This is a genomic window from Methanobrevibacter sp. (assembly GCF_015062935.1).
In the GTDB taxonomy this organism is placed as follows: domain Archaea; phylum Methanobacteriota; class Methanobacteria; order Methanobacteriales; family Methanobacteriaceae; genus Methanocatella.
The window spans coordinates 5,532-24,575 of record NZ_SUTM01000028.1 but is presented as its reverse complement, the minus strand read 5'-3'; the positions used below and the strand labels follow the sequence as shown (position 1 = coordinate 24,575).

Annotated in this window: 12 protein-coding genes; 10 read left to right on the top strand and 2 right to left on the bottom strand. The window is 35.2% G+C overall.

Annotation, left to right across the window (positions count from 1 at the left end; genetic code table 11):
* Window positions 1-269: helix-turn-helix domain-containing protein (locus tag E7Z81_RS10965; RefSeq protein WP_292747752.1), on the bottom strand; the 269-nt coding region annotated here is incomplete at its 3' end.
* Window positions 270-681: 412 nt separating this feature from the next.
* On the opposite strand from E7Z81_RS10965, the gene E7Z81_RS10960 reads away from it, so the two are divergent.
* Genes E7Z81_RS10960 through E7Z81_RS10940 form a run of 5 tightly spaced genes read left to right on the top strand, consistent with a single transcriptional unit; the run spans window position 682 to window position 5,919 of the window.
* Window positions 682-1,473 (top strand): 2-amino-3,7-dideoxy-D-threo-hept-6-ulosonate synthase, encoded by a 792-nt coding sequence (locus E7Z81_RS10960; protein ID WP_292747750.1) that lies wholly within the window; start codon window positions 682-684, stop codon window positions 1,471-1,473.
* Between the two features lie 8 nt (window positions 1,474-1,481).
* Window positions 1,482-2,612, top strand: coding sequence for a 3-dehydroquinate synthase II (locus tag E7Z81_RS10955; RefSeq protein WP_292747748.1), 1,131 nt, complete (start codon window positions 1,482-1,484; stop codon window positions 2,610-2,612).
* Window positions 2,613-2,620: 8 nt separating this feature from the next.
* Window positions 2,621-3,178, top strand: coding sequence for an RNA 2',3'-cyclic phosphodiesterase (thpR, locus tag E7Z81_RS10950; RefSeq protein WP_292747746.1), 558 nt, complete (start codon window positions 2,621-2,623; stop codon window positions 3,176-3,178).
* A gap of 5 nt (window positions 3,179-3,183) precedes the next feature.
* A complete protein-coding gene (gene cca / locus E7Z81_RS10945) occupies window positions 3,184-4,551 on the top strand; it encodes a CCA tRNA nucleotidyltransferase (RefSeq protein WP_367263269.1) in 1,368 nt (455 codons plus the stop codon).
* Window positions 4,552-4,554: 3 nt separating this feature from the next.
* Window positions 4,555-5,919 carry an MATE family efflux transporter gene (locus E7Z81_RS10940; RefSeq protein ID WP_292747742.1) on the top strand — a complete coding sequence of 455 codons (1,365 nt, stop codon included), beginning with the start codon at window positions 4,555-4,557 and terminating at the stop codon, window positions 5,917-5,919.
* On the opposite strand, the gene E7Z81_RS10935 is transcribed toward E7Z81_RS10940, so the two are convergent.
* Complete coding sequence (locus tag E7Z81_RS10935) at window positions 5,920-6,135, bottom strand: hypothetical protein (RefSeq protein WP_292747740.1); 216 nt, start codon at window positions 6,133-6,135, stop codon at window positions 5,920-5,922.
* 239 nt (window positions 6,136-6,374) lie between these two features.
* On the opposite strand from E7Z81_RS10935, the gene E7Z81_RS10930 reads away from it, so the two are divergent.
* From E7Z81_RS10930 to E7Z81_RS10910, 5 genes are all read left to right on the top strand, one after another.
* Complete coding sequence (locus tag E7Z81_RS10930) at window positions 6,375-6,716, top strand: hypothetical protein (protein WP_292747738.1); 342 nt, start codon at window positions 6,375-6,377, stop codon at window positions 6,714-6,716.
* Window positions 6,717-6,752: 36 nt separating this feature from the next.
* Entirely contained in the window at window positions 6,753-7,304 is a 552-nt protein-coding gene (locus tag E7Z81_RS10925) for a DUF2284 domain-containing protein (RefSeq protein WP_292747736.1), read from the top strand.
* Between the two features lie 9 nt (window positions 7,305-7,313).
* Window positions 7,314-8,003: an NADPH-dependent F420 reductase gene (npdG, locus tag E7Z81_RS10920; protein WP_292747734.1), complete on the top strand. Its 690-nt coding sequence runs from the start codon at window positions 7,314-7,316 to the stop codon at window positions 8,001-8,003.
* A gap of 6 nt (window positions 8,004-8,009) precedes the next feature.
* Window positions 8,010-8,495: a hypothetical protein gene (locus tag E7Z81_RS10915; protein ID WP_292747732.1), complete on the top strand. Its 486-nt coding sequence runs from the start codon at window positions 8,010-8,012 to the stop codon at window positions 8,493-8,495.
* A 120-nt stretch (window positions 8,496-8,615) separates the two neighbouring features.
* Window positions 8,616-19,044, top strand: a 10,429-nt coding sequence (locus tag E7Z81_RS10910; RefSeq protein ID WP_292747730.1) for an Ig-like domain repeat protein, incomplete at its 3' end; no start/stop codon positions are given.

Genomic DNA, 19,044 nt, shown 5'->3' with positions numbered 1-19,044 from the left:
TGTTGCAAGCTACTTGACTCACTTTTATACAAAAATGGATATTGTTTTTTCAACATTGTTAACATGGTGTTGAATGTGGTTTGATTGCATTTTAGCCTTGTATAGCCATGTTGTTTAAATAATTCAAAGGTTTTTTGGTATTCTGTTAATAAATTATTCCAGACAAATCTAGCATTACCCAGACTTTGATTAAATTTATCCTTCATAACCTTATCAGGATACAACTTAACCCTCAAACCTTCATTAACAATATTACAACCATAAAACATAAAAAAACACATCAAAATATCTGTTATATTTCAACTAATTTTTGAACACAAAATATAATATATCAATAGACAATATATAAAGAATAAGCGAGAGCATTTGATAACTAACTGCTCTTTTTGTGCAATTCATCCTCGACTTGAAGAAGTCAAGGTATTCTTGCACCATTTGATAAATTTGAAAAGTATTGTTTTTAGGAATTTTTTTAAAAATCATATGCTGTATATAACAGACTGTCGCATTTACTTATTTTTCACACATATTCTAAAATTAAAATTATCAGCCTGTTTAAATTATTATTGTTTAAATTAATTATTCATTTAAATTTAATAATTAAATTGTATATTATTGTACAATTAAACTTTATATAGGATAATTAAGAAAATATTATTCATAACTAATGAGGTAATATAAATGATAGGTAAAAAGATTCGTCTAGAAAGAATTATAAACAGAAATACCGGAAGAACCGTCATAGCACCAATGGATCATGGTGTATCAAGCGGTCCTATTCCAGGAATCATTAATATGGATGAAACAGTCGAAAGTATCTCCCAGGGCGGAGCAGATGCAATCTTAATGCACAAAGGTATTGTAAAACAGGGTCACAGAGGATACGGTGACGATATAGGTCTTATCGTACACTTGTCCGCAAGTACATCACTCGCACCGGACCCAAACGATAAAGTTACTGTAACAACCGTCGAAAAAGCTATCCAGCTTGGTGCGGATGCAGTATCTATCCACGTAAACCTTGGAAGTGAAACAGAAAGCCAGATGCTTCAGGAATTAGGAGAAATAGCTGAAACCTGTGACTACTGGGGAATGCCGCTTTTAGCAATGATGTACCCTAGAGGACAGAAAGTAGAAAACGAACATGATGTTGAATTCGTAAAGCATGCAGCACGTGTAGGATCAGAACTTGGAGTCGACATTGTCAAAACCAACTACACAGGAGATCCTGATTCATTCAGAGAAGTTGTTGAAGGAGCAATCGTACCTGTTGTCATTGCAGGCGGACCTAAAGTTGAAACCGATGAACAATTATTGACTATGGTAAAAGAATCCCTTGAAGTCGGCGGTGCAGGAGTCGCATTCGGACGCAACCTGTTCCAGGCAGAAAACCCTGGAAAAATCACAAGAGCAATTTCTGAAGTAGTTCACCACGATCTTGAAGTTGAAGAAGCATTGGAATTCTTGAAATAGGTGATTTGATGCAAAATAAATTTGCATGGATATCAACTCCTGACGAAGTGTGGGACGACAAAAAGGAAATGATTACCACAGCTTTGGAATCAGGAATAGACCATGTGCTTGACCTTGATGACATTGAAAACATCAGAAAACTTGGAAACGTAAAAATCATTTCAAACACCGATGATGCAGACATATATCTTGTAGGAATCAACGGCGAAGGCGACGGCGTACTTGATTTAAACGATGATTTTTCAGATTCAGTTGACATTGCAAATGCAAAAAAGGCAAAAAGTGAAGGAAAAACAGTCTGTGCATATGTAATTATTACAGACAAGGCACATGAACAGCTTGCAGTAAAGTTAGGTTCAATAGTTGATTACATCATACTTGTGGGAACAGACTGGACAATCATTCCGCTTGAAAACATCATTGCAGACCTTCAGAAAGTGGATGTTGAAATAATTGCGGCGGTACGTGACGTTGACGGTGCAAAAGTGGCACTTGAAACATTGGAACATGGTACTGATGGAGTAATATTTGAAGCAAATGACTTCAACAAAACCAAAAAAATAGCACAGGAAGTCATTGAAGCATCACAAACCAAATATGAACTGAAAATTGCAACAATAACCAATGTAAAGCCATTGGGATCAGGCGACAGGGTATGTGTCGATACTACAGACATGATGAAACCCGGCGAAGGAATGCTTATCGGTTCCTATTCAAAATCCATGTTTCTGGTTCACTCAGAAAGTCTTGAAAGCGAATACGTTGCATCCCGTCCTTTCAGGGTAAATGCAGGACCTGTGCAGGCTTATGTCATGGTTCCAGGAAACAAGACAAGATACCTCTCCGAACTGGTTGCAGGAGATGAAGTTCTCATTGTCAACACCCAAGGTGAAACAAGAACAGCATATGTTGGAAGAAGCAAAATCGAGAGAAGGCCACTGATACTTCTTGAAGCCGAATATGAAGGCCAGACCATACGCACACTTCTTCAGAATGCAGAAACAATAAGGATTGTTGATGAAAACGATGAACCACTTTCAGTTGCTGATGTAAAACCTGGAGACAAGGTAAAAGTTTACATTGAAACAAGTGCACGCCACTTCGGTATAGCTATCGATGAAACCATTATTGAACAGTAGGTGTTAAAATGAGTCAGATAAGGGCATTTTTAGCTATTGATATCGATGAAGACCTCAAGGCAAAAATCTATAATGTAATCAGGCAATTCAAACAGATTGACGCCAATATCAAATATGTGGATTTGGAAAACCTCCATTTAACCTTAAAATTCTTCGGAGACATTGACACAGAAGGCATTGACGTGCTTTCATCAAAGATATCCGATGTGGTAAACGGCTTTGATAATTTCAATATCAAAATCAGGGGATGCGGAGCATTTCCAAACACAAACAGAATCAAGGTAATCTGGTTAGGCCTTGACGATGATGAAATAGTTAAAAGACTCCATGATGAGCTTGACAAGGAATTCGTCAAACTTGGCTTTGACAAGGACAGGAGATTCTCATCACACCTGACAATAGGACGAATGAAATCCGCAAAAGGAAAAAACAAGGTCAAATCAACAATCGAGGAGTTCGGTGATGTTGACATCGGCGAGATGAGCATTGACAAGATTATTCTCAAAAAGTCCACATTAACACCTCAGGGACCTATTTATGAAGATTTGGAAATATTTGAATTGTGATGAAAATGGATTACGGGCAAATATTAAATGATATAAAACCGACTGAAAAGGAGCAGGAAGACATAGATGCAATGTCTCAAAAACTGGTTGATTATTTAACTGAAACCTGTCAAAATGAAGGAATCAATGCAAAAATCACCGTTGTAGGTTCAGTTGCAAAGCGCACAGCTTTAAAGGGAAAATCAGACATTGACATATTCATGGCGTTTCCCCTGGATGTCAGTGAAGATATCCTAAAAGAAAAAGGTTTATATCTTGCCCATAAATGCAGTGACGCCTTCAATGGTAATGCATCACATCACTTTGCATCACATCCCTATGTCACAAGCGATATTGAAGGATATGAAGTGGACCTGGTTCCATGCTATGCAATCGAAGACGGATCACAGCTCAAATCCGCAGTTGACAGAACAATTCTCCACACAAGATTTGTCAAGGCAAACCTTACCTCTGAAGGCTGTGATGAAGTCCTGCTTTTAAAAAAGTTCATGGACATGACAGGAACATACGGCTCAGAGTTTAAGGTAGGAGGATTTGCAGGTTATCTCTGCGAACTTCTCATTATCAAATACGGAAGCTTTGATGAAACCCTAAAAGCGGCTGTGGAGTGGAAATACGGTGAAGTAATTGACCTTAAGGACTATGGAACTGCCGGTCAGTTCAAAGATCCTCTGGTTGTAATTGACCCTACAGACAAAAACCGAAATGTTGCAGCAGCATTAAGGCTGAATAAAATGAGTGAATTCATACAGTCCGCCCGAAATTACCTGTCATCAGACAATAAAAAAGATTACTTCTATCCATTGGATAAATCACTTGATAAGAAAGCTATTCTGGATGAGTTCAAAAAAAGAGGCAGTGTTTTGATTGCAGTCAAATTCGATATCCCCGACATGCCTCTTGACACTTTGCATCCTCAGCTTAAGATGACAACATCATCTCTTGTTGAGAAAATCAACAAGGAGGAATTCAAAGTATTTAAGGGAGATTATTCATCCAATGAAAAGGATTCAGCAGTGATGCTTTTTGAAATGGCATCATCCACTTTAAACGATGTTAAAATAAATTATGGTCCGAAAGTATTCCTGAACAAGGCCTGCAACAATTTCACTGCAAAATACGGGCCTGAAAACTGCTACGTTATTGATGATTTTTTAGTCCACAAACAGGAAAGACCCTTCAATAACGTGAAATCATTCATCGAGGATATCTTCACCCAGAACAATATAGGAAAAATCAAAGTCGGAAAAAACCTGAGAAAGACAATCATAAGCTCATATGAGTTTGTATCCATTGAAGATTTGGCCGATGACGAGTTTTATCTTGGATTTCTGGATGATTTTTTAAATCCGGGCCAGTATATCGTAAGGTGAACCATGCAGAAAACTGAAGATATTGACCTTATTGTCAATCATCCTAAAAAAGCTATAAATAAGTTGGCTTTACCTATCATTATCTCTAACTTATTCATTGTTTTGAATAACATTATCGATGGAATCTGGGTTGCAGGATTGGGTTCAGATCCCCTTGCGGCAGTGGGTTTTGTTACCCCTCTGTTTTTGGCATTTGTAGGATTTGCAAACGGTCTTGGTGCAGGTGCAAATTCACTTATTGCCCGTTATATTGGTGCTGAAGACTATAAAAATGCAGGAAACAGTGCAATTCACTCAATGATGCTTTCAATCATAGTGTCAATTGTTGCAACAATTGTCATGCTTATTTTTTTAAAACATATTCTGCTTTCAATGGGTGCCGGTGAAATCATATCACAGACTCTTGACTACGGTTACATTGTTATTGGAGGGGTATTTTCCGTTTTCATACCTGCAATGATGGCGGCAATCTTCAGGTCACAGGGAGAAGTCAAAAGGGCATCATATCCGCTGATGCTTACAGCAATAATCAACATGATTCTCGACCCGATTTTCATATACGTATTCGGATGGGGCCTTCAGGGCGCAGCATTTGCCACAGTTCTTGCAGCAACACTTGCAATGCTTCCGATGATATATTGGATGTTTGTTAAAAGGGACAGCTTCCTTGAAGTCAAAATGAGCGAATATAAAACCGATTTTAAGATTTATAAGGATATTCTTGTCGTTGGAATACCTGCAAGCCTGGAGCAGTTTATTATTTCATTTGTATCCATTCTGATGAACTACTGGCTTACAATACTTTCAGGTACAATCGCAGTTGCGGCATACACTGCAACATGGAGACTTATTTCAGTTGGAATTTCACCATTAATTGGTATTGGAGTTGCGGCCCTGACAGTTGGAGGAGCTGCATACGGTGCTAAAAACTTAAAAAATCTAAAAACCTCAATGAATTATGCTATTAAATTGGGATTGATTTCATCCATTGTAATATGTGCGGTTTTCTTTATATTTGCAGATCCGTTATCAGTTATATTTTCATATTCAGAAAACGGAGCAATACTTCATGCAAGGCTGATTGAAGCAATACGTATCTTATGTTTCTTTTTGGTGCTGATGCCTTTAGGTGCAATTTCAGGAAATATTTTTCAGGCAATGGGAAAAGGCGGAATCTCACTTGTATTCACAATACTCAGAGCATTTATACTTGAGATAATCTTTGCATGGCTCTTTGCATTCATATTCAATCTTGCCGATATCGGTGTTTATATAGGTCTTGTCTGCGGTATGGCTTTAGGTAGTGTATGCGGTTATATTTACATCAATTACTATCTCAAAAAGCATGAAAGCTATTTCAACAGTTAATTATAATTTTAAAACTGCTGTAAGTGTTAAACCTGTTATCTTTGCAATTTCTTCAGGAGCCATATTTCCTTTAAGTTTTTTGGCGATTTCTATTTTTCCTTCTTTTATACCATCTTTTTTCCCAGTATTGTATTGATGTTCCCTTTCAAGTTGAATACTTTTTTCAATTGCTTGGTCAATGGCTTTATACATCATTTTTTCCTTTTTTGGCGTCATGTTCAGTTCTCCCAATAATTTTTCTATCCGTTTTTTTTTATTTTGGACAATGCATTAAGTTTCTTCATATGGAAATTTGATATTTTTTTTAGTTATTATAATATAAATAAGTTTTAGATTAAATGAATGCAATTTAACAAGTTTAAAGCAATTTTACTCACTTAAAGCAATTTTCAGTTTTCAACACAATATTAATATATTTTAAAAATTATATATTAGGTATACCTAAATGTGATATTATGAATAAGACTTACCTGTATGAATATGAAAAATCTGATTTGGAAAACATGGAAGACATCGAAAAGGATGCATTCAAAAAAGCAAACAGTCTTAATGACAAGATACTTGATTTAAAGATAATGATTGATGAGATAAACGAGGAATGGGACGAATACCTCCAATACCTTGAAGATGAAAAGATCTCCAAAATCTGCGAGTTCAGAGGCGGCGAGTGCATTGAATTTGATGAGGAGCTATTGAATGCAATCGTAACCACATTAAAAAAATCAATAGGAGACACCAACAAGTCAATCGGCTACAATCCTAAAAAGATTAAAATAAATCGTGTAATTAATGGATAGTAAATTTTATAATATTCAATTTAAATATAAATTATTATGTCAGAGATTAAAAAACTTACAGCAGATGTGGATGTAAGTGAATATTTTGAAAAATATGTAAACTTTGAGGAAGTCTCAAAGCTGTGCATCGAAGAGCAGGAAGCTCTCGGATACAACTGGAACTATCCACCATTCGAATTCGACACCAATGACGTGTGGAATTCCTACAACAAACTCAAGATTATTGCATTCAAGATTGACTTTTCAGCTGAAGAGCTGGAACATACATTTGACGAAAGGGAACTTGAATTTGTTCTCAAAAGATTTGAAAGACTTAAAGTCAAGCTAATGAATGAAATATACATGCTTGAAAGTGAGGATTCTCTAGGATTATTCTTAGGTAAATGCAACCTCTGCATGAGATGCACAAGAGAAGTCAACATGCCCTGCAAAATGCCGTTCAAAATGAGATACTCCCTTGAATCACTGGGAGCATACGTTGACAGGACTGTTGAAGACATATTCGGATATAAAATACTTTATGCTCATGACGGCAAACTGCCGGAATACCTGATATTCGTCGGCGGACTGCTTTATGATAAAAAATAGGTGGTAATAATGAAAGTAAGTATAATAGGCGGAACCGGACCACAAGGATTAGGAATTGCAGAAAGATTAGCTATCGCTGGTGTTGATGTAATAGTTGGTTCAAGAAAAGAAGAAAAAGCATTGGACGTTGTTGCAAAAGCAAAAGAAGACCTTGCAGACTATGATTTATCCAACATGGTTGGAATGGCAAACGAAGATGCGGCTCGTGAAGGTGATGTTTTAATCATAACAGTACCACTTGCAGCTCAAAAACCAACCGTTGAAGGAATAAAAGAGTTCTGTAAAGACAAAATTGTCATGGATGCAACTGTGCCTTTAGAAACAGCAATCGGAGGAAAACCTTTCAGATTCATTGATCTTATGGAAGGATCAGCAGCTGAAAGAACTGCTAAAATACTTGAAGGAACCGGCGCAAAAGTAATCTGCGCATTCTGTAACATTTCAAATTCTCATTTGGCTAACATTCCTGAAGAAATCGACTGTGACTGTCTTATTGCAGGTGATGATGCAGATGCTAAAGCAACTGCAGCAGAAATCATCGACAAGATTCCTGGCGTAAAAACAATTGACACAGGTATTCTTGAAAAAGCAAGAATAATTGAAAAAATCACTCCTCTTTTAATCGGATTGAACATCAAATACAAATCCCATTACGGAGGATTAAGAATTACAGGAATTCCTGCACTGGATAAGGAATAGATTAACATGGATTCATTCGAGGCTCTTGTTGGAAAAAACATCCATGAGGTAGTCTTGGATGAATCGGAAACTTTTTTTGTTGCTCCTGTGGAGTATTTTTATAAAAACTGCGGAAAGAGATATCCTGCATCGAAATTTAAATTATCTGATTTGGACTATTTTAATTTTATTGGCTTTTCAGAGCTTTTTAAGTATGAATCTGTTTTAATAATATGGCATGATTCAACTGGTCTTATAACCGATCTGGAGCTTTATTATTTAAGCAACGACTTTGACGTGCTTTTTAAGGATTACTGGTATATTAAGAAAGCCATTGATAATGGTGAGGCTCACAAGTTGCGTGAAGGAGATACCCAGTATCTTGGAGCTTCAAGATTGCCTGAAAAAGTTGCCCAGCCAAACAGTGACAGGCTGGCCGATAGACGTGAACTTGTTTTGAAGAAAAAATATCTTCAAAAAATCCTTGATGAAATGGGATTTAAATGCCGATAAACTTTATTTTTTAACTTTTTTTGTAATTTTATTCAATTTTTTCTTAATAATATAAATATTATATTATACATAAATAATAACATTCTCGATTAATATTTAGTGTAAAAGGAGAGAATTGTTTTGAAGTTTAAAAAGGAGATAATTACTATTTTATTAATTATCTGCGTGCTTTTTACAATTTCGGCAATAAGTGCAGCTGACAGTGGTGATGAAGCTGTAAGCGTTGCCAATGATACTGTGAAAGTAACGGGGGTTAATGTAAATAGTGAAAATAATTTACAAAAAAGTAATGACGATGTTGAAATTTTGGGGGACACGGATGACGGAAGCTTTGCTGCTTTGAATACTAAGATAAGCGGTGCAACCGCCGGGTTACCAGTGTATTTGGAAAATGACTATGAATATAAGAGTACTGATAGTGGAACATCAGGTATCAATATTTCACAAGCTATAACTATTGATGGTCAGGGTCATAAAATTGATGCAAAGGGTATAAGTAAAATTTTTACCCTTAAAGCTAGTGATGTTGTATTTAAAAATATCACCTTTGCTAATGGTTACGCTGCAAGTGGACCTGCTGTCATTTCTAGTAATCAATTGTATTATATGGTTGATGGTTGTACTTTTATAAATAATAACGGCCAATATGGTGCGATTTATACTTATTATACTGGTGCAGCTATTAAAAATAGTATTTTTATTAAAAATACTGGTACTCCCGCGGGAGCAATAAACTGGAATTATGCTTGGGGAACAATTGATAATTGTACCTTTGTAAATAACACGGGAACTAGTGGTGGATCAATTTTTATTCAGTCTTATTATTCTACAACAATTCAAAATTCTATTTTTGCTAATAATGTTGGTGATGTGGATATTCGCGGTATTAAATATTGGCAGTCTATCAATGCAAATAATAATTGGTTTGGAACAACTATTGATAATTATCAAACCAGCACTCCTAGTGTCAGTTCAGATGTAGTGATGGGAGGTTATTATGTTTTAAATATGGAATTGGATGAAGATAATGGTCAGGCCGCAGTTTCATTAAATAATCTATATAAAGATGGGGTTTTAACTACAAATGCTCCGTATACTTTACCTTCACTTAAATTTAAAGTTAAAGGTACTAATGTTGATGTAGTTGATAATGTTGTTTTAGACAATGATGGTAAAGCAACTATAGACTATACTCCAACAGATGCATATGCAATAACTGTTGATTATAATGGTGCTAAATTAACTAAAGAGGTAATTCCAACTTTCATTTTATTACAAAATAAAATTAATAATGATGTAAGTGGAGAAGTATCTTTAGATCAGGATTATGTATATGACTCAACAAAAGATGCCAGTCTAACAAATGGTGTTGAATTTGCTAAAGATATGGTTATTGACGGTAAAGGCCATATCATTGATGCTAAAGGTTTAAGTAATATATTTTACTTTGATGATGATACTGATTCCAAAAATTTAATTTTAAAGAATATTATTTTCAAAAATGCAATTGGTGCAGATGGAGCCGTAGTATATTTCAAAGGTAATAAAATAGAAGTGATAAATTGTACTTTCATAAATAATGCGGCAAGCGGTCAGGGTGATGCATTATATATTATTGCTAATAGTAATGAAAATAAAATAACTGAATCATTTTTTGCCGGTAATTCAGGTTCTAATTCTTTAATATATTTTGATACAAATACTGAAGCAACTATTGATAATTCTATATTCTATAATAATAGCGCATCTAAAAATATAGTAGGATCAGGTGCTGTTACTGCTGATTATAATTGGTGGGGAAACACTATAGAAAATTTTAATGTTAATATTGCTAAAGCTGATGGTGCAACTGTAAACAATTGGTTATTCCTTAAAATTGATGCAGATGCGGCTGTAAGAGGTTACGCTACTGTATCCTTAAATAATATTTATGATGGTTCTCAAACCGGTACTTATTCTGATTATGATTTACCAACAGTTAGTCTAAATTTAGCAGGTTCAAATGTGGCTATTAGTAAAACTGCAGTTACTCTTGATGAAAACGGCCAGGATACTTACCAATTCATTATGTATAAAACTACTGCTACATTAACTGCTAGTTATAATGATATAAGTACTGCTAAAGATATTGAATATGTTATTGTAGATGATGGTAGTTTCAATGCTTTGAACGATATTCTCTGGTTTGCTGAAAGCGATGTCACTTTGGATAAGAATTATACTTTTATTGAAGGTGTAGATACTGTCACAGGTGGTATGACTATAAGAAATACTATTACTATTAATGGTAATGGTTTTACTATAAACGGTAAAGGTAAAGCTGCATTGTTAAATATTCCTGCAAGTGGTGTCGTGTTAAATGATTTAATATTAATTAATGGTGTTGCTACAAATGGTGGTGCAATTTATTTAGATGGTGAAAGTCTTGAAGTTAACAACTGTATTTTTATAAACAATTCTGCAACTGAATCTGGTGGGGCAATTTATAGTAATGCGTATTATAATATGGGTTATATTACTGGTTCAACATTTATAAATAACTCTGCTCCTACCCAGGGTAGTGCTATTTTTAATTATGCTGATGCTGGTGATGTTTATCAATGTATTTTCATAAACAATACCGGAACCTATACAATTTATGAGCAGTATTCTCAAGGAACAATTTCTCATTCAATTTTTGCAAATAACAACGATGATTATCAAGTATATGGAAAAAAAGATAAATTAGAATATAACTGGTTTGGTAATACTTATGATAACTATAATCTTGTTCCAACTAAAACTTACATAAGCACTATTCCTAATTGGTTCTATTTAGACATCCAATTTTTAGATAACTATGCAATAATTTCTTTAAATCATATATATGATAAAGTATCACAAACAACACAACTCTATCGCCAATATAAACTTCCGGAAATTACATTAAATATCAATTCAACAACATTAAACCTAGACACAGATAAAGTCACGCTAGACAATACGGGTAAAGCTATGGTTTCATATACAAAACTTTCAGATGATGCTGCGTTAACAGTTAACTATGGAGAAATATCTCTAACAAAAGAATGTGTTATGGGTGACTTTGATGTTCTTCAGGCAATTGTCGATTTGGCCAATCACAACAATGTAATAAACTTAACACGTAATTATACTTATATTGAAGGCGTTGATACAATCACCAATGGTATTTCCATACCCACACAGATTACTATTGACGGTAAAGGACACACCATTGATGCTAAAGGATTAAGCAGAATATTCTATTTCAGCGATACTAATCGTTATTATAATCTAATACTGCAAAATATCAACTTTGTAAACGGTAAATCTACCAAAGGAGGTTCAGTATATTTCTTAGGTAAAAATATTGACATTATCAACTGTACATTTGAAAACAGTACCTCTACTGATCATGGTGGTGCAGTTTACTTGGATGATTCTGGAACTAACATTATCAATTCCACTTTCATTAAAAATGCTATAAATGTAAATTCTAAATATGGTGGTGCAGTATATATACAGGAAAATGGTGGTCAAAACAATTTCATTAACTCCACTTTCATAAACAATACTGTTAATTATTGGGGTGGAGCTATTGCTGCACTAGGCGGTAAAGCTATCAATAATGTAGATAAATGTATTTTCATTACAAATGGAGGCGGTTCTGGTAAGTCAATTTATATTGGTTCTGCTTCATCCACTGCTTCAGAATTCTACCTTAAAAATTCCATAATTTTAAGTAATGATATATTAGATTCAGGCAATCAAGTTTATGCATTAGGAACGTTTAAAGCAAGTGAAGTTGACAACAACTGGCTGATGAACACTATAGACAACTATAATACAAATTATGCACGTATTTCCGGTGGAGGTATGACAGTCAATAAATGGTTATATTTAGACATTACCTGTGAAAATGAAGTTGCAACAATTTCAATAAATAATGTATATGATAAAAACACCAGAACTACAAGCAAATACGATGGTGAACTGCCAAAAATCACTTTTGACCTTACAGCTTTAAATGCAGTACTGCCTAATAATGTGACTTTGGATAAAACTGGAGAAGTTGATGTTCCATACGATTTATACTCTCAAACTGACTCTTTAACAGCTAAATATCATACTGTTTCTCTTACAAAAGAAATAACAATGGATGACAGTTTCACTTCTTTAGCCGGTAAAATCAGCCGTGCCGATGAAGGTTCAACCTTAACTTTATCACACGACTACAAATATGATGCTGCTAAAGACAGTGCACTTGTAAACGGAATTGAATTTGGAAAAACACTGACAATTGACGGTCAGGGACACACTCTTGACGGTCAGAATACTGCCAGAATATTCAATTTCAATGACGATACCAAAGACATTATTCTCAAAAACATCAAATTCGTTAATGCAAAAAGTGATGAAAATGGAGCTGCAGTTTATGCAAACTGTAACAACATTCAGGTTCTTAACTGTACTTTTGAGCATAATGATGCAACAGCCAATGGTGATGCATTATACCTCATCGCAAATTCCGCTGACATATCAAAATCCCTATTCATCAATAATCTGGGAACTGCATCTGTAATATATCTGGACTCTGCTTCACAGGGTGCACAATTCAATATTGACAATTCAATTTTTGTCAACAATGATGCTTCAAGTGTAATTAAAACAGACAATGTCGATTTGACAGCTGATTATAACTGGTTTGGAAACACTGCCGATATTTCAGGAAGTGATTTATCCGGAGGCATTGCAACAAAATGGTATGTTTTAGACATGACTGTTGATGATGAAAAATCCCTTGCAACAATTACTTTAAACAATCTCTATGACGGCACTGCGGTAAACCCATATGAAAACTATGTGCTGCCTCAAATTACACTAAATATGCAATCATCAAATGCTGTTACTAAAAAGGACAAAGTAACACTTGATGAAAATGGAGCTGCAACTGTAGAATATATTGTAACAGACGATTCCGGTCAGGGAACATTAACAGCTGAATATAATGGAGTAAAAATAACACGAGATATTGCATATAACTTAGAAAACGACTACAGTTTTAAAGCACTGCAAAAGCTCATTAATGAAGCAGATCCAAATGACGTTATTTCATTAACTCATGACTATGAATTTGTAGTTGGATATGATGAAGGTCAAATAGAAATCAGAAAAGAAAATTTAACAATTGAAGGAAACGGACATGTCTTGGATGGAAAAGAGCAGACCAGAATATTTAATGTTGGTGATCCATCTAGTTATTTATTAATTAATAATTTAACATTTATTAATGGTAAAACTTCTGGTAGTGATATGGGAGCTGCTATCAACTGGCATAGTTACTATGGAAATATAACTAATTGTGTATTTATAAATAATTCCGCATATGATGGTGGAGCTATTAATGCTAACTATTATGTAAATATATTTAATTGTACATTCAGTGAAAATTATGCTTCACAACATGGTGGTGCAATCAGAGTTCAAAAAAATAATGTTAGCATTGATAAATGTGCATTTATAAATAATGATGGTAAATATTACGGTGGTGCAATTTATTGGTATGGTGGAACTGATGGAAATGTATCCAATTCCATATTTTTCAACAATAAAGCAGCAACTTCCGGAAAAGATATTTATAAACAGGGTGGTGACTTTATTGCTGACAACAACTGGTTTGGAAACAATAGAACTGATTCTAGTGTAACACCAACCACAGTTAGTGGTGTAACACTAAATGCATGGTTATTCCTTGATGCTGAACATGACAAATATATGCTTGTCGGAAAAGATGCAAATGTAAAATTCGTCTTCGAGCAGTTCCACGGATCAAATATTTTAGATTATGATGCTTCCAAAGTTCATGATTTGCCTTTAACATTAACTGCCGTAAACGGCGAATTAAACAAAGAAACTGCTGTTGCAGGTGAAGATATCAAATTCAAAGGAATTGAAATAGGTGATGCAAGCATTACTGCAAAAGCATTTGATACAGTTTTAACTGTTCCTTTAACTGTAAAAATGCCTATAACCATTAACACTGTAGATTCAATTACAGTCCATGTTGGTGAAGAGCTGCCATTTGACGCATCTATGGATCCTATACTTGAAGGTGCGGCTTTACAATTTGATATGCGAAATGAATTTATAGATATCATGTCTAACGCACCGATTATCACTGGTCTAAAAGAAGGTTTAACCAATATTACCATTAAAGTTAATATGCCTGAGGGTTATGATGGTGATTATGCGGCAAACAGTGTTTTTGTACCTGTAAATGTAATTAAATGGGATACTTCCTTAGAGGTCGAATCAGAATCAATCACTGTCGGCTGGGGTAGTGACCCACAAAGTCCAGGTATAGAATTAACATCAGATGATCATGATTTCGGTTCAGTTCCTGTTCCGGTTTCAGTCAAAAGCAATGACACTAGTGTTGTCAAATTCAATGCACAGACTGGAAAATTGGAATTCTTGAACCCTGGAAAAGCAAATATTACTGTTCAATGTATGGGAAATGACAGATACAATCCAAGTAATAAGAAAAATATCACAGTAACAGTCAATAAAGTCCCATCAGAGATTACCTTAACTCCAAATGAATTTGAATTTGATTATCTTAAATCCAACACAACTACATTAACATTGAAATATTGTACTGTTGATTTGGAAAATATTGCAGTATTGGATAAAAACAGCAATCCTGTGACAACTGCGGGAATCAGTATTGATAATAATGTTATCACAGTCAGAAATCTTGATGCAGGCACATACACATTAAAAGTCACTACAACTCCTGATGAAAACCATACTTCAGTTGACGGACTTGCAGCAATCACAGTCAACAAGGTTGATTCCAAAGTAACATTTGCAAATGTTGAATTCAATTACCTTCAGTCAGGCACTACAACATTGACTTTAGACGGATGCAGCGTTGATTTGGTAAACATTAGTGTTGTTGACCATTCTGAAGCTATAATAAGTCTTGAAGGTAATGTAATTACAGTATCCAATTTGAGTGCCGGTGAATACACTTTGAAAGTCATAACCACTCCGGATGCCAATCACAAATCCGTTGAAAACACATCCAAAATAACTGTCAATAAAATCGACTCATCAATCACTTTATCAGAATATGATTTAGAGTTTGATTACCTGCAATCCGATTCAGTCACAATTACCAATTATAACGGATGCAGTGTCGATATTGAAAATATCACTGTTGTGGGCAAATCAGGCAATTTCATCGCATTAGAAAGTGACGTGATTACCGTTTCCGGTTTAGGTGCTGGCGATTACACCTTAAAAATCACAACAACTCCTGATAAAAACCACAAGTCTGTGGATGTAACTGCTAAGGTTAAAGTAAATAAAATTGCATCTGAAATCAAATTATCAAATGAGAATCTGGAATTTGACTTCGCAAAATCAAACACAACTACATTAACATTGAAATATTGTACTGTTGATTTGAAAAATATCTCCGTATTGGATAAAAACAGCAATCCTGTAACTACTGCGGGAATCAGTATTGATAATAATGTTATCACAGTCAGAAATCTTGATGTCGGCACATACACATTAAAAGTCACTACAACTCCTGATGAAAACCACACTTCAGTTTACACAACCGCTAACGTTAAAGTGAATATGGTCAACTCATCAGTCAAATTCTCAAATGAAGTCCATCTTTTCTACAGTGAAGAAGGTTCAACCACATTAATACTTGACGGCTGTACAGTTGATTTGGTAAACATCAGTGTTGTTGACCATCCTGAAGCTTTTATAGGACTTACAGGTGATGTAATAACCATTTCCGGATTGGAAGAAGGCCAATACACATTAAACGTAACCTCAACTCCTGATTCAAACCACTATAAGGTTTCAAACACTACCAAAATATTTGTCCATAAGGAATCTCCAAAACTTGAAATGGACTACAGAAACATCACTGTTGGCGAAGCCGAAATCGTATACGTCACTATGGGAACAGATGCACAGGGTGATGTGACAGTAACCATAACTCAGGAATCTGAAATTATTAAGACAGTTACCCTCACTATGGATACCAGAATGAACAAAACTTCATTTGCTGATTTGAAAGTCGGACAATACAATATAACAGCATTTTATGAAGGTCACGGAAGATACAATTCATCCACCCTTAAATACGACCTTGAAGTGCGTCCGATTTATGAATATGAATTTGCAGCAGATGTAAAAGATACAGTCGTTGACAACAAAACCAATGCAACAGTAACATTGCCTGCAGGTGCAACAGGTAAGATCGTAATCGGAGATATTGAAGTTGTAATCACAGAACCTGTAACAGTAATTGAACTGCCTTCCTCAAATATTGTAGGCACAAACAACGTCACTGTAAAATACGTTTCTGATGCAGACTCAAAATATGCTCCACGTGAACTTGTAGCATTATACAATGTTTATAAAGTCAAAACAGAAATCACATTGGAAATTACAAATTCAACCACTGCAAATCCAGTAACAATCATTGCAAACATCAACGCAACAGGAAATGTGACATTCATTGTAAACGGAAAAGAATACTCAAGAAAAATCTCAGAAAACAAATCCACATTGCAATTGAATGATGTTGCAGGTGGAGAGTATAAAGTAACTGCAGTATATGCTGAAAATGCCAAATACCTCAATTCAACCGCTGATGACACATACACAGTAGACAAGATTGCATCAGAAATTGAAGAATTTGTTGTCAATCCTGGTGAAATCAGAACAGATGAAACTGCTACAGTAACAGTTAAAGTACCTGGAAGAGGAATAGTAACATTCACTGTAAACGGCGTCGATACAAATGTGACAGTTGAAGATGGTGTTGCAACATTAACATTATCCGACTTGCCTAAGGGACCTGCAACAATCTCAGCCAAATATCTTGGTGACGATAAATACAACGGCATTGAAACAGGTGAAGAAACATTAACTGTCAATCCTGTAGACGATTTCGACTTTACAGTTGACGTTGCCAATATCACTGTCGGCGATGATGCAATAGCATATATCATACTTCCTTCAGATGCAACAGGAAAAATCAATGTATCAGTATCTCAGGGAAAAGATGTTTTAAAATCTGAAAACATTACTTCAATCAAATATGTTGTTCCTCTCAAACTTGAAGTTGGAACATACAATGTTACTGCAAAATATTACGGTAATGATAAATACGATGTAAAAACAATCACAAAAGAATTTACAGTCAGTCCACTGAATGTTGGCAAACTCAATTTCACAGTAGTGGTAAATGACACCTTTGTTGGCCAGGACACTAACGTTACTGTTAAACTGCCTAGTGATGCAACAGGTAAAATTGAAATCAACGGCCAGGAATATGAAATTGGTGATAAGATTACTTTAACTCCTGGACCTGCCGGAATTAACAATGTAACTGTAAAATACATTCCTGATGCAGACTCCAAATACGGCGAAGACAATGTCACAGCATTCTACAATGTGGCTAAAAAAGTGTCTGAAATCACAATAGATCCAATCATTGGTGTTAAAGCTGGTCAAATCGTATATGTGGATGCAAAAGCATATCCTGGAGCTAACATCATTGTCTACATTGATGGTGTTAAAACAGATGCAATGGATGACATTTCTGCAGGAACACATACAGTTGTTGCAAGCGTTGCTGAAACAGATGAATATCTCGCTTCAAGTGCAAATTACACTTTCACAGTTGTAAAAAGCGATGCTGACCTTAGCGTGAGCGGTACTCCTGCTTTGGTTGGTGAAAAATCAACAATCACTGTTGAGATTACTCCTGGTGCTACCGGAATCGTTATTGTTAATGTTAATGGTACTGAGTATTCCATTGATATTAATTCTGAAACTACTCAGTTAGATGTTGTCATGCCTTCTGTCGGTACTGCTTCATTGTCTGCTAGATACTTGGGTAATGAATACTATAATGTTAAGGATTCTGAGGATTCAACTATTGTAGTTAGTGAGAAGGAAGCCAGAGGCGATATAATTGTTCCTTCTTTGGATGATGTTAAAGTTGGAGATGAAGTGGCTGTCCATGTTCCTGGAGATGTGGATGTTTATGTTGATGGTGTTAAACAGACTCCTGATGAAAATGGAAATGTAACTCTTCCTGTTACTGCTGGTGAGCATACTGTTGTTATTGTTGCTAATGAGACTAAAGACAATAAAGCTGTCTTTGATGTAATCAATTATAATGTGGCTAAAAAGGATGTTGATATTAGTGTAAGTGGTACTCCTTCAAAAGTTGGTGAGAACTCAATAATCACTGTTATAATAACTGAAGGGGCTACTGGTATTGTTGTTGTTAATGTTAATGGTACTGAGTATTCCATTGATATTAATTCTGAAATTACTCAGTTAGATGTTGTCATGCCTTCTGTCGGTAATGCTACATTGTCTGCTAAGTATTTAGGTGATGATAATTACAATGCAAAAGATGCTGTAGCTTCAACTATTGTAGTTAGTGAGAAGGAAGCCAGAGGCGATATAATTGTTCCTTCTTTGGATGATGTTAAAGTTGGAG

Excerpts from the sequence above, each read along its gene's own strand:
- E7Z81_RS10960 (WP_292747750.1), top strand. The coding sequence starts at position 682 with ATGATAGGTAAAAAGATTCGTCTAGAAAGAATTATAAACAGAAATACC.
- E7Z81_RS10955 (WP_292747748.1), top strand. The coding sequence starts at position 1,482 with ATGCAAAATAAATTTGCATGGATATCAACTCCTGACGAAGTGTGGGAC.
- thpR (WP_292747746.1), top strand. The coding sequence starts at position 2,621 with ATGAGTCAGATAAGGGCATTTTTAGCTATTGATATCGATGAAGACCTC.
- cca (WP_367263269.1), top strand. The coding sequence starts at position 3,184 with ATGGATTACGGGCAAATATTAAATGATATAAAACCGACTGAAAAGGAG.
- E7Z81_RS10940 (WP_292747742.1), top strand. The coding sequence starts at position 4,555 with ATGCAGAAAACTGAAGATATTGACCTTATTGTCAATCATCCTAAAAAA.
- E7Z81_RS10935 (WP_292747740.1), bottom strand. The coding sequence starts at position 6,135 with ATGACGCCAAAAAAGGAAAAAATGATGTATAAAGCCATTGACCAAGCA.
- E7Z81_RS10930 (WP_292747738.1), top strand. The coding sequence starts at position 6,375 with ATGAATAAGACTTACCTGTATGAATATGAAAAATCTGATTTGGAAAAC.
- E7Z81_RS10925 (WP_292747736.1), top strand. The coding sequence starts at position 6,753 with ATGTCAGAGATTAAAAAACTTACAGCAGATGTGGATGTAAGTGAATAT.
- npdG (WP_292747734.1), top strand. The coding sequence starts at position 7,314 with ATGAAAGTAAGTATAATAGGCGGAACCGGACCACAAGGATTAGGAATT.
- E7Z81_RS10915 (WP_292747732.1), top strand. The coding sequence starts at position 8,010 with ATGGATTCATTCGAGGCTCTTGTTGGAAAAAACATCCATGAGGTAGTC.